This is a genomic window from Cellulomonas alba (genome assembly GCF_030362835.1).
GTDB classification, from domain to species: Bacteria; Actinomycetota; Actinomycetes; order Actinomycetales; family Cellulomonadaceae; genus Cellulomonas; species Cellulomonas alba.
This window is the reverse complement of the sequence record NZ_JAUCGQ010000001.1, coordinates 2,735,328-2,750,398: the sequence shown is the minus strand read 5'-3', so window position 1 is coordinate 2,750,398 and position 15,071 is coordinate 2,735,328. Positions and strand designations below refer to the sequence as shown.

Below are 15,071 nucleotides of genomic sequence, written 5' to 3'. Positions count from 1 at the left end.
AGCGTGTAGGTGGCTGCGTCGCGCCTGTCAGCCGGGCGCGGAGCCGCCGAGCGCCGCGAGGAACGCCAGCACCCGCCGCCAGACGTCGGGCATCACCGCCTGCTCCATGGCGTGCTGCGCGGCGGTGTACTCCGTGGGCGACACCTCGGGCTCGCCGGGGACGAGCTGGTCGACGAAGTGCCCGGCACCGGGCTCCGCAGCGAGCTCGTGGGGTGGCGCCTGCGGGTCCGCGTCGAGCGCGGCCATCGCCGCTCGGGAGTAGGCGCACGAGTCCCAGAGCGTGTCCGCCTCGCCGCAGACCAGCAGCACCGGCCCGCCGGCCTTGGCCAACGGGATCACCGCCCGGGGGTTGTCAGTCGCCCGGGGGTCGTTCCACGTGCGCGTGTACGGCACCGCCTTGCCGCCGAGGGTCCACGCGGGCCCGTCGCAGTCGGGGATCGAGCACCCGACGACGTCGCTCGGCGACGCGCCGATGAGCCCGTGGACGCGCTCACGGTCGTGAACGGCGAGGAGCTCGGCCGCCTCGCTGCCGCGGGAACCGCCGGCCACGACGATCCGACTCGGGTCGACGCCGGGCTGCGCGGCCAGCCAGTCGAGCGCGTGCTCGAAGTACTCGAGCGGGATGGCGGAGAGCGTCTGCGGCAGCCCAGGGGCCTTGAAGTAGGCAACGGCGAGCGACGGGTACCCGTGAGCTGCGAACGAGGCCGCGAGGAACGAGTTCATCCCGCCCTCCGAACCGCCGATCACGAGCACGGCCGGGTGCTTCTGCGTGCCGGCAGGCAGCGACCAGAGCTCGCCGACGAAACCGTCGGACTCCAGGGACGCCTCGCGGTGCTCCAGCGTGGTGGCCGTGAGCCCGCGCTCGAACCTCGCGGACGCCGTCGCGTCGCCCGCCCTGACCGTCACGCGGAACGAGCTGGGGCCCGTGCGCCGCCAGATGTACGCGGCGTCGGCCGTGCCGACGGGACGCATCGACCACACGAGCCCCGTCCCGGACACACCGGTGTAGGTGCCCTTCACGCTCGCCGTGGTATCGACGTCGACGACTCCGGACGTGTTCGCCTCGTACGTGGCCGACGACCGCCACGCCGTGCCCGTCGCATCGGTCGACTCGACGCTGACGACCACGTCCTCGCCCGCCGGCGCCCCCGTGACCCGGACGTGCAGCGGCCCGTCGATCGTCGTCCGCGCGGCGGTCGTGACGACCATCGGCTGCCCCGCGCTCGTGCAGCCGGCGAGAACACCGGCGGCGGTCGCGAGCGCGCCGGCACCGACGAGTGCGCGCCGGACGGCCGAGGTCACGTCTGCACCGTATTCACGGGCCGCGTCGTCCGCCCGCGGGACAGCCGACGGCCCCGCCTCCCTCTCGGGAGCGCGGGGCCGTCGGGCAGGGCCAGGGACGCGTCAGACCGTGCGGCCCGCCTCGTCGCCGAAGAGGCCGCCGGGCGTCGTCTTCTGCACCTGGAGCAGGAACTCGACGTTCGACTTCGTGTCCTTCAGCTTGCCGATCAGCAGCTCGGTCGCCTGCTGCTGGTCGAGCGCGCCGAGCACGCGACGCAGCTTGTAGATGATCTGCAGCTCGTCGCGCGACATGAGGAGCTCCTCGCGCCGCGTGCTCGAGCTGTTGACGTCGATCGCGGGGAACATGCGCTTCTCCGCGAGCGAGCGCGACAGGCGCAGCTCCATGTTCCCGGTGCCCTTGAACTCCTCGAAGATGACCTCGTCCATCTTCGAGCCGGTCTCGATCAGAGCGGTCGCGAGGATCGTCAGCGAGCCGCCGTTCTCGATGTTGCGGGCGGCGCCGAAGAACTTCTTCGGCGGGTAGAGCGCTGCGGCGTCGACACCACCGGAGAGGATGCGGCCCGACGCCGGCGCGGCCAGGTTGTAGGCACGCGAGAGGCGCGTGATGCCGTCGAGCAGCACCACGACGTCCTGGCCCAGCTCGACGAGGCGCTTGGCGCGCTCGATGGCGAGCTCGGCGACGATCGCGTGGTCCGAGGCCGGGCGGTCGAACGTCGACGCGATGACCTCGCCCTTCGTGGTGCGCGCGAAGTCGGTGACCTCCTCCGGCCGCTCGTCGACCAGCACGACCATGAGGTGGACCTCGGGGTTGTTGGTCGTGATGGCGTTGGCGATCTGCTGCATGACGATCGTCTTGCCGGCCTTGGGGGGCGCGACGATGAGGCCGCGCTGGCCCTTGCCGATCGGGGCGACGATGTCGATCACGCGCGGCGTCAGGCGCGCCGGGTCCGGCAGCTCGAGGCGCAGGCGCTCCTGCGGGTACAGCGGCGTCAGCTTGGTGAACTCGGGACGCGCGCGGGCCTCGTCGGGTGTCATGCCGTTGACCGTGTCGAGGCGCACGAGCGCGTTGAACTTGTTCGGTCGGCTGCCCTGCTGCGGCGTCTGCTCGCCCTCGCGCGGCTGGCGGACGGCGCCGGTCACCGCGTCGCCGCGGCGCAGGCCGTACTTCTTGACCTGGCCGAGCGACACGTAGACGTCGTTCGCGCCCGGCAGGTAGCCCGACGTCCGCACGAACGCGTAGCTGTCGAGCACGTCGAGGATTCCGCCGACGGGCAGCAGGACGTCGTCCTCGCTGACCTCGATGTCGTCGAGTCCGGACAGGTCGACGCCCGCACGGCCCCCACGGCCGCGCTTGCGGTCACGGTCGCGGTACCGGTCGCGCGAGCGACGGCGACGGCCGCCGCGCTCGTCGTCGTCGTCGAGGTGCGGGCCGGCCTGCGTCTGCGCGCCGGTCTGGCCCTGCGCGTTCGGCGCCGTCTGCCCCTGCGTGGCCTGCTGGCCCTGCGGCTGACGGTTGCCCTGCTGGTTCTGGCGGTTCTGCTGGCGGCTGCCGTCCTGGCGACCGTCGGGCTGCTCGCGGTCGACCTGCTGACGCTGGCCGCCCTGCTGGCGGTCGGCGTCCGGCTCCGACCGCTCGGCACGCTCGGTGCGCTCGTCGGCGGCGACGGGCGCGCCGGCGCCACGGCCCGCGCGGCGCGAGCGGCGCTCGCCCGACGGAGCGGTGGAGCGGTCGTCGCCCGGGCCGAGCTTGGCGTCCAGCGCGGCCTCGAGACCCGCGAGGGCCTCGTTCTGCCCGGCCTCGCGGCGACGCTCGGGAGCCGGCTCGGCGCGCTCCTGCGCGGGCGGCTCGGCGACTGCCACGGTCTCGGCGCGGCGCGGCTCGAGGGCGGCGGTACGGCTGGAGCCACCGCGCGCGGCGGTGATCGCCGCGACGAGGTCGCCCTTGCGCATCTTCGACGTGCCCTTGACGCCGAGCTGCGCGGCCATGGCCTGCAGCTCGGGCAGGCGCAGTGCCGAGATGCCCGTCGCACCGGATGCCGGTGCGCTCACCGCGGGCTCGATGGTGTCTGTCACGAAGGACCCTTCCCCTCGTCGGTGGCCGGCGTCCTGAGGACTCGGCCGGCGTCCGGTCTCAGCTGACCTGGACGAGATTCGGAAGCGCACGCGCCGCACAGACGACGTCCGCGACGTCTGCGCACGTGGGCTTGGATGCTCCCCGCCCGCCGACGACCGCGGGGACGTGGTGGCTACGCCTGAGTCAGGCGGTCAACGGGGGGAACGCGTCGATGTTATCACTGTCGACATGGCCTCCCGGCCACCCGAGCGGCCGCGCCGCGGGTCACCCGAACGGGTCAACCGGCGGCCTCCGAGGGGGTCGGTCGAGCGCGTCAGCGCAGCCGGTCGCCGGCCAGGTCGCCCACGACGCGCCGCACGCTCGCGCCCTCCCGGTCGACGGCGAGCGGCAGCACGCGCCAGCCGCCCATCGCACCGCCGAAGGCCGCGGCGATCGCGTCGTCGGCGTCGGTCCTGACGGCGGAGTCCCCGCCGACCGCGGGGGCGCCCGCGGCCCCGAGGCGCCGCGCGAGCGCGAGCACCGTCGGCCCGGCGCCCGAGACCACCGCCGCGACGCCCCGCGCGCGCAGCGCGTCGACCAGCGCGAGCGAGTCGGGCATCACGCGCCGGCGGTACTCCTGGTGCAGGCGGTCCTGCGTCGCGGTCATCAGCAGGTCGGGGCGCCGCCCGAGCGCCTCCACGAGCAGCGCGGCGCGTCCCGCCTGGAAGGCGGCGTCGCCGTGCGGCACGTGCGACGGGAGAACGCCGCGCGCAGCCTTGGTCGACAGGTGCTGCGCCGGCACGATGGCGACCGGGGCGAGCTCCTCGGAGACCGCGACGGGCGCCGCGTGGAACCGCGCGCCCTCCGCCCATGCGACGGTCGCACCGCCGAGCACCGCGGGCGCCGCGTTGTCCGGGTGCCCCTCCATCTGCGCCGCGAGCTGCAGCACCACGTCGTCCGGCAGCGCATCGGGCTCGCCGACGAGCCCGCGCGCCGCCAGCACGCCCGCGACGACCGCGGCCGCCGACGACCCGAGCCCGCGGCCGTGCGGGATCCGGTTGCGGCACACGAGCCGCACACCTGACTGCGGCGCACCGACATGGTCGAGCGCGAGCCGCAGCGCCTGGACCACGAGGTGCTGCTCGTCGTCGGGCACCTGCCCGGCACCCTCGCCGGTCACCTCCACCACGACGTCCGGCGTCCCGAGCGCGTGCACGTCGAGGTCGTCGTGCAGCGCGAGCGCGAGGCCGAGCGCATCGAACCCCGGGCCGAGGTTCGCGCTGGTGGCGGGCACGCGCACGCGCACGTGGTCGGCGCCGAGCCGCATCGTCGGGCCTCTCAGTCCAGGCCGAGCGCGTCGGCGATCGAGACGACGTCCGCCGTGACGCGGACCGGCTGCACGTCGCCGCCGTCAGGCGTCCGGAGCGCCCACTGCGGGTCCTTGAGGCCGTGGCCCGTGACCGTGATCGTGATGCGCGCGCCGGCCGGCACGCAGCCCGCGGCGGCGAGCTTGAGCAGCCCCGCGACGCCGGACGCGGACGCCGGCTCGACGAAGACGCCGACCTCGGCCGAGAGCACGCGGTGCGCCGCAAGGATCTCCTCGTCGGTGACGGCCTCGATCAGGCCGCCCGACGTGTCGCGCGCCTCCTCGGCCTGCTGCCACGACGCGGGGTTGCCGATGCGGATCGCCGTCGCGATCGTCTCGGGCTCGTCGACGGGGTGGCCGAGCACGATCGGCGCGGCGCCCGCCGCCTGGAAGCCCCACATGACGGGCGTGCGCGTCGCCGGACCGTCCTGCGCGTACTCACGGAAGCCCTTCCAGTACGCGGTGATGTTGCCCGCGTTGCCGACGGGCAGCACGTGGATGTCGGGCGCGTCGCCGAGGGCGTCGACGATCTCGAACGCGGCCGTCTTCTGGCCCTCGATGCGGTCCGGGTTCACCGAGTTGACCAGCTCGACCGGGTACGCCTCGGCGAGCTTGCGCGCCGCGACGAGGCAGTCGTCGAAGTTGCCGTCGACCTGGAGCAGCTTCGCGCCGTGCGCGACGGCCTGCGAGAGCTTGCCCATCGCGATCTTGCCGTCGGGCACGAGCACCGCGCAGACCATGCCGGCGCGCACGGCGTACGCCGCGGCCGAGGCCGACGTGTTGCCGGTCGACGCGCAGACCACGGCCTTCGCGCCGCGGTCGGCGGCCGCCGAGATCGCCGACGTCATGCCGCGGTCCTTGAACGAGCCGGTCGGGTTCATGCCCTCGACCTTGACGAACACCTCGGCACCCGCCCGCTCCGAGAGCACGGGCGCCGCGACCAGGGGCGTGCCGCCCTCCCCCAGCGTCACGACCGTGCGACGGACGTGCTCGGGCAGGCGGTCGGCGTACTCGGCGATGACGCCGCGCCACTGCTGGGCCATCAGGCTCCCTCGACTCTCAGGACGGACACGACGCGCCGCACGACGTCGAGGCTCCCCAGCGCCTCGGCCGTCACGCGCAGCGCGAGCTCGGTGGTGACGTGCGTGGTGATGACGAGCGTCGCGGCCTCGGCGCCGATCCCGTCGGGCGCGGGCGTCTGCTGGACCGCCTCGATCGAGACGTCCTGGCCGGCCAGGACCGCCGCGACCTGGGCGAGCACGCCCGGCCGGTCGACGACCTCGAGGCGCAGCTGGAAGCGGGTGCGCGCCGCGGTCGCGGGCAGCACGGGGAGCGCCGCGTACGACGACTCGACCGGCCCCTTCCCGCCGAGCACGCGGTGGCGCGCGACCGAGACGACGTCGCCCAGCACGGCCGACGCCGTCGGGACGCCGCCCGCGCCGCGGCCGTAGAACATGAGCTCGCCCGCGGCCTCCGCCTCGACGAACACCGCGTTGAACGCGCCGCGCACGCCCGCGAGCGGGTGCGCCTCGGGCACGAGCGCGGGGTGCACCCGCACCTGGACGCCCGGCGCGTCCGGACCGTCGTCGTAGCGCTCGGCGACGGCGAGGAGCTTGATGACGTAGCCCTGGCGGCGCGCCCAGTCGACGTCCTCCGCGCTGATGCCGGTGATGCCCTCGCGGTCGACGTCGTCGAGGCTCACGCGCGTGTGGAACGCGAGGCTCGCGAGGATGGCGGCCTTCGCGGCGGCGTCGTAGCCCTCGACGTCGGCCGTCGGGTCGGCCTCGGCGTAGCCGAGCGCCTGCGCCTCCTTGACGACCTGGTCGAGGTCGAGGCCCTCGGTCGCCATGCGGTCGAGCACGTAGTTGGTGGTGCCGTTGACGATGCCGAGCACGCGCCGCACCCGGTCGCCTGCCAGCGACTCGCGCACCGGCCGGACGATCGGGATGGCCCCCGCGACCGCGGCCTCGAAGTAGAGGTCGGCGCCCGCGGCGTCGGCGGCCTCGAAGAGCGTCGGGCCGTGCTGCGCGAGCAGCGCCTTGTTGGCGGTGACCACCGCGGCGCCCTTCGCGAGCGCGCGCAGGATCAGCGTGCGCGCCGGCTCGATGCCGCCCATGAGCTCGACGACGACGTCGGCCCCGTCGACGAGCGCCTCGGCGTCGGTGGTCAGCCACGCGGGGTCGATCGACGCGTCGCGCTCCGCCTCGAGGTTGCGCACCGCGATGCCCGCGAGCTGGAGGGGCGCACCCACCCGCGCCGCGAGGTCGTCCGCGTCCGTCGTCAGGATGCGCGCGACCTGCGTCCCGACGACGCCGCAGCCGAGCAGGGCGACGCGCAGCGAGTCGGGCACGACGAGACCTCCGAGGGGTGGGGACTGACGCGCCAAGGATAGGGCTGGACGGCCGCGCGTCCGTGGGCCGTCCAGCGACGCGGCGACACGGGATGGAGGACGGGGCGGCCCGGGAGCAACCCGGACCGCCCCGCCGTGGTCATCGCGGCTGGCGGACGATCACCACGTCACGGTGAGGTTGCTCGCCGCGCTGGTCGACGAGGAGATCGTCGAGGACCCGGCGAACGTGACGCTCACCTTGTACCTGCCGGCCAGCAGTCGCGGCAGGGACTTGGTGACCTTGCCGTTCTTGACCGTGACGTCGACGTTCACGACCTTGCCGCTCTGCGACTGGATCACGATCGTCGCCTTGCCGTTCGGCTTGAGGTTCGGCGCGGTGACGGTCACGGTGGTCTTCGCCCGCTGGCTGGGCTTGACCTTCGACGACGACAGCTTCACGGCCGACTTGCTCGTGGCCTTGGAGACCGTCAGCGTCTTCGACGCCGACTTCGCGTCGACGGTCGAGCTACCCAGGTAGCGCAGGCTCAGCGGGTGCTTGCCGACCGAGAGCGACTTCGGCAGCGACACCGTGGCCTTGCCGTTCGCGAGCGTCTTGGTGGCGAGCACCTTGCTGCCCTCGCGGACCTCGACCTTGCCGGTCGCGTCGCCCGCCGCACCCTTGACCGTCACGTCGACCGTCGCGGCAGTGCCGTAGCGTGCGCTCGACCACTTCGCCGACATCGTGGCCGCCGACTTCGAGACGGTGACCTTGGCCGTGGTCGTGCTCGCCGCGGTCGTGCTCGAGCCGGAGTAGGCCACCTGAACGGTGTGCGCGCCGACCGCGAGTTTGCCGGCGGCGAGCGTGACGTTCGCCTTGCCGTTCACGACCGACGCGGTGCCGAGCGTCGTCGAGCCCTTCGTGACCGTGACGGTCCCGGTCGACGCGCCCGGGTTGACGACGACCGGGAGGACGGCGGTCGCGCCCGCGACCTGCTTGACCGGCGACGCCGACACCGAGGACGCGATCTCCTTGGCGAACGTGTACCTGGTGTTGGCGACGGTGATCGAGGAGATCGTGGCATCGCCCTGGACGCCCGAGCCGAGCGAGTAGCCGAAGGACAGGACCTGCGCCTGCGGGTTGGCCGTCAGGTAGTCGTCGAGCGTGCCGAGCGACGCGTAGCCGCCGCCCGACGGCACGCCGAAGTAGTCCTTGTTGGTCCACCAGGTGCCGCCGCCGTAGGTGTCGCCCTCCTGCACGAGGTAGCCGTCCCACGTGCCGTTGCCGTCACGGTCGATGCCCAGCTGCAGGCCGGGCAGGGCGCCCGTGGCGCCGTCCGCGAACGTCATGGTCGGCTGACCGACCTCGGCGAGCGGCATGGCCTTCGGGAGCGCGCGGTACATCGCGGCCTTGGCGTTGCTCGAGCTGTCGTCGGTCCAGACGTGCAGTCCGTCGGCGGTCAGCTCGTTGTGGCCGGCGGACCTGGTCTCGTCCACCTGGAAGAAGTCGAGCGACTTCACGTGGGACGCGGCGGTGACCGCGACCCGGTTCAGCGAGCGCGCCTCCGTGGCCTCCGCCGAGTAGCTGAGGTCGCTGATCAGGAAGCCGGCGCCCTCGGTGCCGGGGACGGCAGGCTGCACGTCCCAGTCGGCTCCGGACGCGTTCGGCACGGCCTGCGACGCGCGGAACAGGAGCGAGCTGATGCTCCCCTGGCCGCTGCCTTCGTACCTCTCGTAGGTGCCGACGCGGCCGGCGAACGCGCCGTCGACGTAGACGTCGGCGACATCCGTGCCGTTCACCACGAAGCGCTCGGAGATCCTGATCGTGTGCGCCTGCGTCGGGTCGACGGCAGCGAGCGTCGTGTTCGACCAGCCACCCTGGGGGTTCGACCAGACGGCACCGATCTCGAGCTTCTCGGTGGCCGGGTTGTGCCACAGCGTGAACGTGCCACCGGAGCGCGAGCCGTGGCCGTTGTCGGGTGCGACCTCGATACGGAGGCCCGGCTGGAAGCCGCCCGTCGCGGACGCCACGGTGAACTCGGCGTCGAAGCGGTCGTAGCCGGCCGACTCGCTCGCGGGGACGTCGAGCGCCGGCGACACCAGCTGGTCGATGACGCCGCTCGTCGTGGCGTTCGAGAGGCGCAGCTCGCCGTCGGCGTTCACGGCGAAGTCGACGCCGGCGTTGGTCGCGAAGGACCATCCGTCCTGGTCGGAGAGGCTCTTGCTGCCGTCGAGGGTCGGCTTCTTGCTGATCTTGGGGAGGACACCGCCGGCCTGGAGGCTCGCGACGGTGGATGCGGTGAGAGGCCGGCCTTCGGCCGCCTGGGAGGGGATCGCGGTGAAGGCCGTCGCCGCGAGGGCGAGCGCTACCGAGCCCGCCAGGGTCGTCGCCACGCGGCGGCGGCACGTCGTCGTTCGAGTGTTCGTCATCGGTTCCGTTTCAGCCCTTCGGAATCGGGCGGCCGGGGCCGCCGTGCGGAATGCCGAGACAATTCTGGACTGACTCTTGGTGAACTTTCCGGGACCTTTGGGAATGCGTGAGCAATTCACGAGGAAACCTTGGCCATCTCGTGGGAATGATCGCGCGCTGAACTATTCCGCGAATGGTCGCGGCCCGTGTCCCGGCGAGCGGAAACGGGAGACGGCGCGGCCGGGAGAAACCCCGACCGCGCCGCCTCCGGCCCAGCCTCGTCGAGCACGGCCGGACGCGGCTCACCGCCGCCCGGCCGGTCGCCTCACCCCTGGTCGAGTGCCAGCAGGTCGTCGACGGTCTCGCGCCGGACGAGCGTCCGGGCCTGGCCGCCGCGCACCGCCACAACCGGCGGACGCGTCAGCAGGTTGTAGTTCGACGCCATCGACCGGCCGTACGCGCCCGTCGCCGGCACCGCGAGCAGGTCGCCGGCGCGCACGTCGGCTGGGAGGTCGACCTCGTGGACCACGATGTCGCCGCTCTCGCAGTGCTTGCCGACGACGCGCGCGAGCACCGGCTCGGCGTCCGAGGTCCGGCTCGCGAGCTCCGCGTGGTAGCGCGCGCCGTACAGCGCGGGCCGGATGTTGTCGCTCATGCCGCCGTCGACCGAGACGTACAGGCGCGTGCGGTCGTCGTCGAGGCGCACGGGCTTGACCGTGCCGACCGTGTACAGCGTCAGGCCCGCGGGGCCGACGATCGCGCGGCCCGGCTCGATCGAGAACCGCGGCAGCGGCGTGCCGAGCTCCGCGGCGCTCGCGGCGACCGACGACGCGACGTCCTTGGCGATCCGGTCGGCGTCGAGCGCGACCTCGCCCGGCAGGTAGGCGATGCCGTAGCCGCCGCCGAGGTCGACCTCGGCCACCAGCACGCCCGACCGCTCGGCGAGGTCGGCGCGCAGGCGGAGCACCGCGGCGGCCGCGACCTCGAACCCGCTGGGGTCGAGGATCTGCGAGCCGATGTGCGAGTGGATGCCGAGCAGGCGCAGCTCGGGGCGCGCGAGGACGGCGAGCAGGCCGCGCATCGCGGGGCTGTCGCTGCCCTGCTCGTCCCCGCCCGCGGCGATCGAGAGACCGAACTTCTGGTCCTCGTGCGCGGTCGAGATGAACTCGTGGCCGCCGGCGTGCACGCCGGTCGTGACGCGGACCATCACCGGCGCGACGACGCCCGCCGCCGCCGCGAGGTCCGCGACGCGGTCCACCTCGACGAGCGAGTCGACGATGATCCGGCCCACGCCCGCGGCGAGCGCCTGGCGCAGCTCGTCGTCCGACTTGTTGTTGCCGTGCAGCCCGATGTCCGCGCCGGGGACGCCCGCCCGCAGGGCCACCGCGAGCTCGCCGCCCGAGGCGGTGTCGACGCGGAGGCCCTCCTCGTGGACCCAGCGGGCGACCGCGACCGAGAGGAACGCCTTGCCCGCGTAGTACACGTCGACACCGGCGCCGAACTCGGCGAACGCCGCCTCGAACGCGCGTCGGTACGCGCGCGCGCGCTCGCGCAGGTCGTCCTCGTCGAGCACGTACGCGGGTGTGCCGAACCGCTCGGCGAGCTCCGCGACCGGGACACCCGCGACGGTCAGCGCGCCGGCCTCGTCACGCGCGACCCCGCGCGACCACGGCTCGCCGCAGGTCCCGGCCCCCGCCAGGGTGCCCGTCTGCTCGCGAACCTGCGGCCGCTCCGCGCCCTCCGGCGCGCTCACCGTGCCCGTCTGCTCGCGAACCTGCGGCCGCTCCGCGCCCTCCGGCGCGCTCGCTGTGCCCGTCTGCTCGCGAACCTGCGGCCGCTCCGCGCCCTCCGGCGCGCTCACATGCGCTCCGGGGCGCTGACCCCGAGCAGCCCCAGCCCGTTCGCGAACACCTGGCGGGTCGCGTCGTTCAGCCACAGCCGCGTGCGGTGCGCGTCGGTGACCTCCTCGTCGCCGAACGGCACGACGCGGCGCTTCTTGTCGTACCACTTGTGGTACGCGCCGGCGACGTCCTCGAGGTACCGCGCGACCCGGTGCGGCTCGCGCAGCTCGGCGGCCTGGGCCACGATCCGCGGGAAGTCGGCGAGCAGCCCGAGCAGGGTCGCCTCGCTCTCGTCGTCCAGGAGGCTCGCGTCGAAGCCGTCCTCGCGCCGGACGCCGGCGTCGGCCGCGTTCCGACCCACGGCGGCGGTGCGGGCGTGCGCGTACTGGACGTAGTACACGGGGTTCTCGTTCTTCGCCGACGCCAGCAGGTCGAGGTCGAGGTCGATCGACGAGTCCGCCGACGAGCGCGCGAGCGCGTACCGCGCGGCGTCGACGCCGACCGTGCCGACGAGGTCGTCGATCGTCAGGACCGTGCCCGCGCGCTTGCTCATGCGGACGGGCTGCCCGTCCTTCACGAGGTTCACGAGCTGGCCGATGAGGATCTCGAGGTTGACGTGCGGCGTGTCCCCGAACGCGGCGCAGACGGCCATCATGCGGCCGATGTACCCGTGGTGGTCCGCGCCCAGCATGATCACGACACGGTCGAAGCCGCGCTCGCGCTTGTCGAGGTAGTACGCGATGTCGCCCGCGATGTACGCCGCCTCGCCGTCGGACTTGATGACGACGCGGTCCTTGTCGTCGCCGAAGTCGGTGGTGCGCAACCACGTCGCGCCGTCGGCGTCGAAGACGTGGCCGAGCTCGCGCAGCCGCGCGACGGCGTGGTCCACGGCGCCCGACTCGTGCAGCGAGTCCTCGTGGAAGTAGACGTCGAAGTCGACGCCGAAGTCGTGCAGCGACGTCTTGATCTCGCCGAACATCAGCTCGACGCCGCGCGCGCGGAACGCCTCGGTCGCCTCGGCGTCGGGCAGGGTCCGCGGGTCGGGCTCGCCCGCTGCGGCAGCGTCCGCGATCACCTGGTCGGCGATGTCGGAGATGTACTGACCGCCGTACCCGTCCTCGGGCGCCGCGAGGCCACGCGCGCGGGCGAGCAACGAGCGCGCGAAGCGGTCGATCTGCGCGCCGTGGTCGTTGAAGTAGTACTCGCGCGTGACGTCGGCGCCCGACGCCTGGAGCACGCGCGCGAGGCTGTCGCCGACGGCCGCCCAGCGCACGCCGCCGATGTGGAGCGGGCCGGTCGGGTTCGCCGAGACGAACTCGAGGTTGATCCGCACGCCCGCGAGTCCGTCACCGCGGCCGTAGGCCGCGCCCTGCTCGACGACCGACCGCGCGAGCTCGCCCGCCGCGGCCGCGTCGAGGCGGATGTTGAGGAACCCCGGACCTGCGACGTCGACGGCCGCGACGCCCGGGACCGCCGTCACGCGCTTCGCGAGCTCCTCGGCCAAGGCTCGCGGGTTCGTGCCGGCCTTCTTCGCGAGCTGCATCGCGACGTTCGTGGCCCAGTCGCCGTGCTCGCGCTGGCGGGGTCGCTCGAGGTGCACGGTCGCCGGGATCTGCGCGGGGTCGAGAGCGAACGTGCCGTCGTCGACGGCCTGCACGAGGGCGGCGCGCAGCGCCGCGGCGAGCTGATCGGGGGTCACACGTCAAGGGTAGGCGACGGGCTCGCCCACCAGACCCGGCCGGCAGGCGCGCCAACCCGCGCCCACCAGCACGCCGAGCAGCACGAGCAGCACGACGATCGGCACGTCCCAGCTGCCCGTCGCGTCGTACAGCAGGCCGATGCCGACCGGCCCGAGCCCGGCGATCGCGTACCCGACGCCCTGGACCATCCCCGAGAGCGCCACGGCGACCGCCGGCGTCGCCGACCGGAGGCCGATCAGCGCGAGCAGCACGGGGAACGTGCCGTTGCCGATGCCGAGCAGCACGCACCACAGCGCCGTGCCGTGCGCGGGCGCCACGAGCAGGCCGACGTAGCCCGCGGCCCACAGGGTCACGAAGCCGACCACGAGCGGGAACGGGTTCCGCATCCGGGCGGTCGCGACGGGCGCGAGCAGCGACGCCGGCAGACCGAGGATCGCGAACAGCGCCAGCCACCGTCCGCCCACCTCGTCGCCCAGCCCCGCGTCGCTCAGCACCTGCGGCAGCCACGCGAACAGCACGTACGTGCCGAGCGAGTTCATCGCGAACGTGATGGCGAGCGCCCACGCGGTCGGCGACCGCCACACGAGCCGGGCGACTCCCGGCGCGGGCGCGGTCGTCAGCTCCGACTGCCCGGCGCGGGGCGCCCGGCGCAGCAGCTCGCGCAGGTGCGCGCGGGCTGTCATCGACCGCGCGACGACCACGACCCACGGCACGGCGGCCGCGACGCCGACGAACGCCCACACACCGATCGCGACGCGCCACCCGTGGGCCTCGGCGAGCGGGTGCGCGAGCAGCGGGGGCACCGCGGTGCTGATCGAGAGCGCCACCGAGTACGACGCCGTGACGGGCCCGATCCGGTCCGGGAAGTAGCGCTTGACGAGCGGCGGCAGCAGCACGTTCCCCATGCCCATGCCCGCGAGCGCGATGACCGACCACGCGAGGAACGCGGGGGCGGTGTGCGCCGCGGCGCGCGCGAGCTCGCCGACGGCCGAGAGGAGGAGCGCGCCGATCATCGTCGGCTCGAGTCCGACCTTGCGGCCGATCGGCGGGGCGAGCGAGCCGAAGATCGCGAACGAGACGACGGGGATCGTGCCGAGCAGCCCGGTCTGGGCGGACGACAGCGCGACGTCCTCGCGCACGAGGTCGAGGATCGGCGAGACGGCGGCGACCGCGATGCGCAGGTTGAGGCCCACGAGGACGACGCCGGCCAGCACCACCAGGCGCCCGCGCCAGGGCGCCAGGACGGGGTCGGTCACTCGTTCGGTCTCCTCGTGGGGGCTCTCGGCCGGCGGCCGCGCCGCCGGAGCGTTCACACGATCCGGGGTCTGGCGGCGCCTCGACCCGCGGTGTTGACTGCTCCGCATGCCTGGAACGCGAGCCTAGATGACGCGTCGTACCGGTCTCATCGACAACGCGGTCGACGAGCTGCGCAGCCGCATCGCCTCGGGCGAGTGGCCCGTCGGCAGCCGCATCCCCCCCGAACCCGCCCTCGTCGACCTGCTCGGCGTCGGGCGGAACACCGTCCGCGAGGCGGTCCAGTCCCTCGTCCACGCCGGCCTCCTGGCACGGCGGCAGGGCTCGGGCACCTACGTGCTCTCGACGTCCGAGCTCGCGGTGACGATGGGCCGGCAGATCGCGGACGCGCGGCAGCGCGACGTCGTCGAGGTGCGCCGCGCGCTCGAGGTCGAGGCCGCCCGGCTCGCGGCCCGCCGCCGCACCGCGACCGACGCGTCCGCGCTGATCGACGTGCGCGACGAGCGCGCCGAGGCCTACGCGGCGGGCGACCTCGACCGCATGGTGGCGACCGACCTGGCGCTGCACCGCACGATCGTCCGCACCGCCGGCAACCCCGTGCTCGTGACGCTGTACGAGAACCTGATCGACGCCGTCGGCGAGAACATCCGGTTCAACTTCGTCACCGACACGCAGGCGCACGACACGCACGACGGGCTCGTCGAGGCGATCGTCGCGGGTGACGAGGACCGCGCCGTCGCGGAGACCGCCGACTACCTCGCGGGCGTGCTCCGCGAGTGAGCGCCCGGGCAGAGGTCCGGTCCGACCGGCCGCGTCATG

Annotated in this window: 10 protein-coding genes; 1 reads left to right on the top strand and 9 read right to left on the bottom strand. The window is 73.9% G+C overall.

Annotation, left to right across the window (positions count from 1 at the left end):
- Positions 1–27 precede the first annotated feature (27 nt).
- The 9 genes from QRT04_RS12500 to QRT04_RS12460 form a co-directional block, all read right to left on the bottom strand.
- Entirely contained in the window at positions 28–1,302 is a 1,275-nt protein-coding gene (locus QRT04_RS12500; RefSeq protein ID WP_289455613.1) for an acyl-CoA thioesterase/bile acid-CoA:amino acid N-acyltransferase family protein, read from the bottom strand.
- A gap of 102 nt (positions 1,303–1,404) precedes the next feature.
- A complete protein-coding gene (gene rho, locus QRT04_RS12495; protein WP_289455612.1) occupies positions 1,405–3,375 on the bottom strand; it encodes a transcription termination factor Rho in 1,971 nt (656 codons plus the stop codon).
- Between the two features lie 314 nt (positions 3,376–3,689).
- On the bottom strand, positions 3,690–4,682 hold the full coding sequence (gene thrB / locus QRT04_RS12490; protein WP_289455611.1) for a homoserine kinase: 993 nt from the start codon (positions 4,680–4,682) through the stop codon (positions 3,690–3,692).
- An 11-nt stretch (positions 4,683–4,693) separates the two neighbouring features.
- On the bottom strand, positions 4,694–5,764 hold the full coding sequence (thrC, locus tag QRT04_RS12485; protein WP_289455610.1) for a threonine synthase: 1,071 nt from the start codon (positions 5,762–5,764) through the stop codon (positions 4,694–4,696).
- On the bottom strand, positions 5,764–7,071 hold the full coding sequence (locus QRT04_RS12480; protein WP_289455609.1) for a homoserine dehydrogenase: 1,308 nt from the start codon (positions 7,069–7,071) through the stop codon (positions 5,764–5,766). Before QRT04_RS12480 ends, thrC begins: the two co-directional genes overlap by 1 nt.
- Before the next feature lie 159 nt (positions 7,072–7,230).
- Positions 7,231–9,441: an Ig-like domain-containing protein gene (locus QRT04_RS12475; protein ID WP_289455608.1), complete on the bottom strand. Its 2,211-nt coding sequence runs from the start codon at positions 9,439–9,441 to the stop codon at positions 7,231–7,233.
- A gap of 341 nt (positions 9,442–9,782) precedes the next feature.
- Entirely contained in the window at positions 9,783–11,156 is a 1,374-nt protein-coding gene (gene lysA / locus QRT04_RS12470) for a diaminopimelate decarboxylase (RefSeq protein ID WP_289455792.1), read from the bottom strand.
- A gap of 158 nt (positions 11,157–11,314) precedes the next feature.
- Positions 11,315–12,997 (bottom strand): arginine--tRNA ligase, encoded by a 1,683-nt coding sequence (gene argS, locus QRT04_RS12465; RefSeq protein WP_289455607.1) that lies wholly within the window; start codon positions 12,995–12,997, stop codon positions 11,315–11,317.
- 3 nt (positions 12,998–13,000) lie between these two features.
- On the bottom strand, positions 13,001–14,254 hold the full coding sequence (locus QRT04_RS12460) for an MFS transporter (protein ID WP_289455606.1): 1,254 nt from the start codon (positions 14,252–14,254) through the stop codon (positions 13,001–13,003).
- Between the two features lie 127 nt (positions 14,255–14,381).
- Here QRT04_RS12460 and QRT04_RS12455 point away from each other — a divergent pair, with 127 nt between their 5' ends.
- A complete protein-coding gene (locus QRT04_RS12455; protein WP_289455605.1) occupies positions 14,382–15,032 on the top strand; it encodes a FadR/GntR family transcriptional regulator in 651 nt (216 codons plus the stop codon).
- Positions 15,033–15,071: the final 39 nt, after the last annotated feature.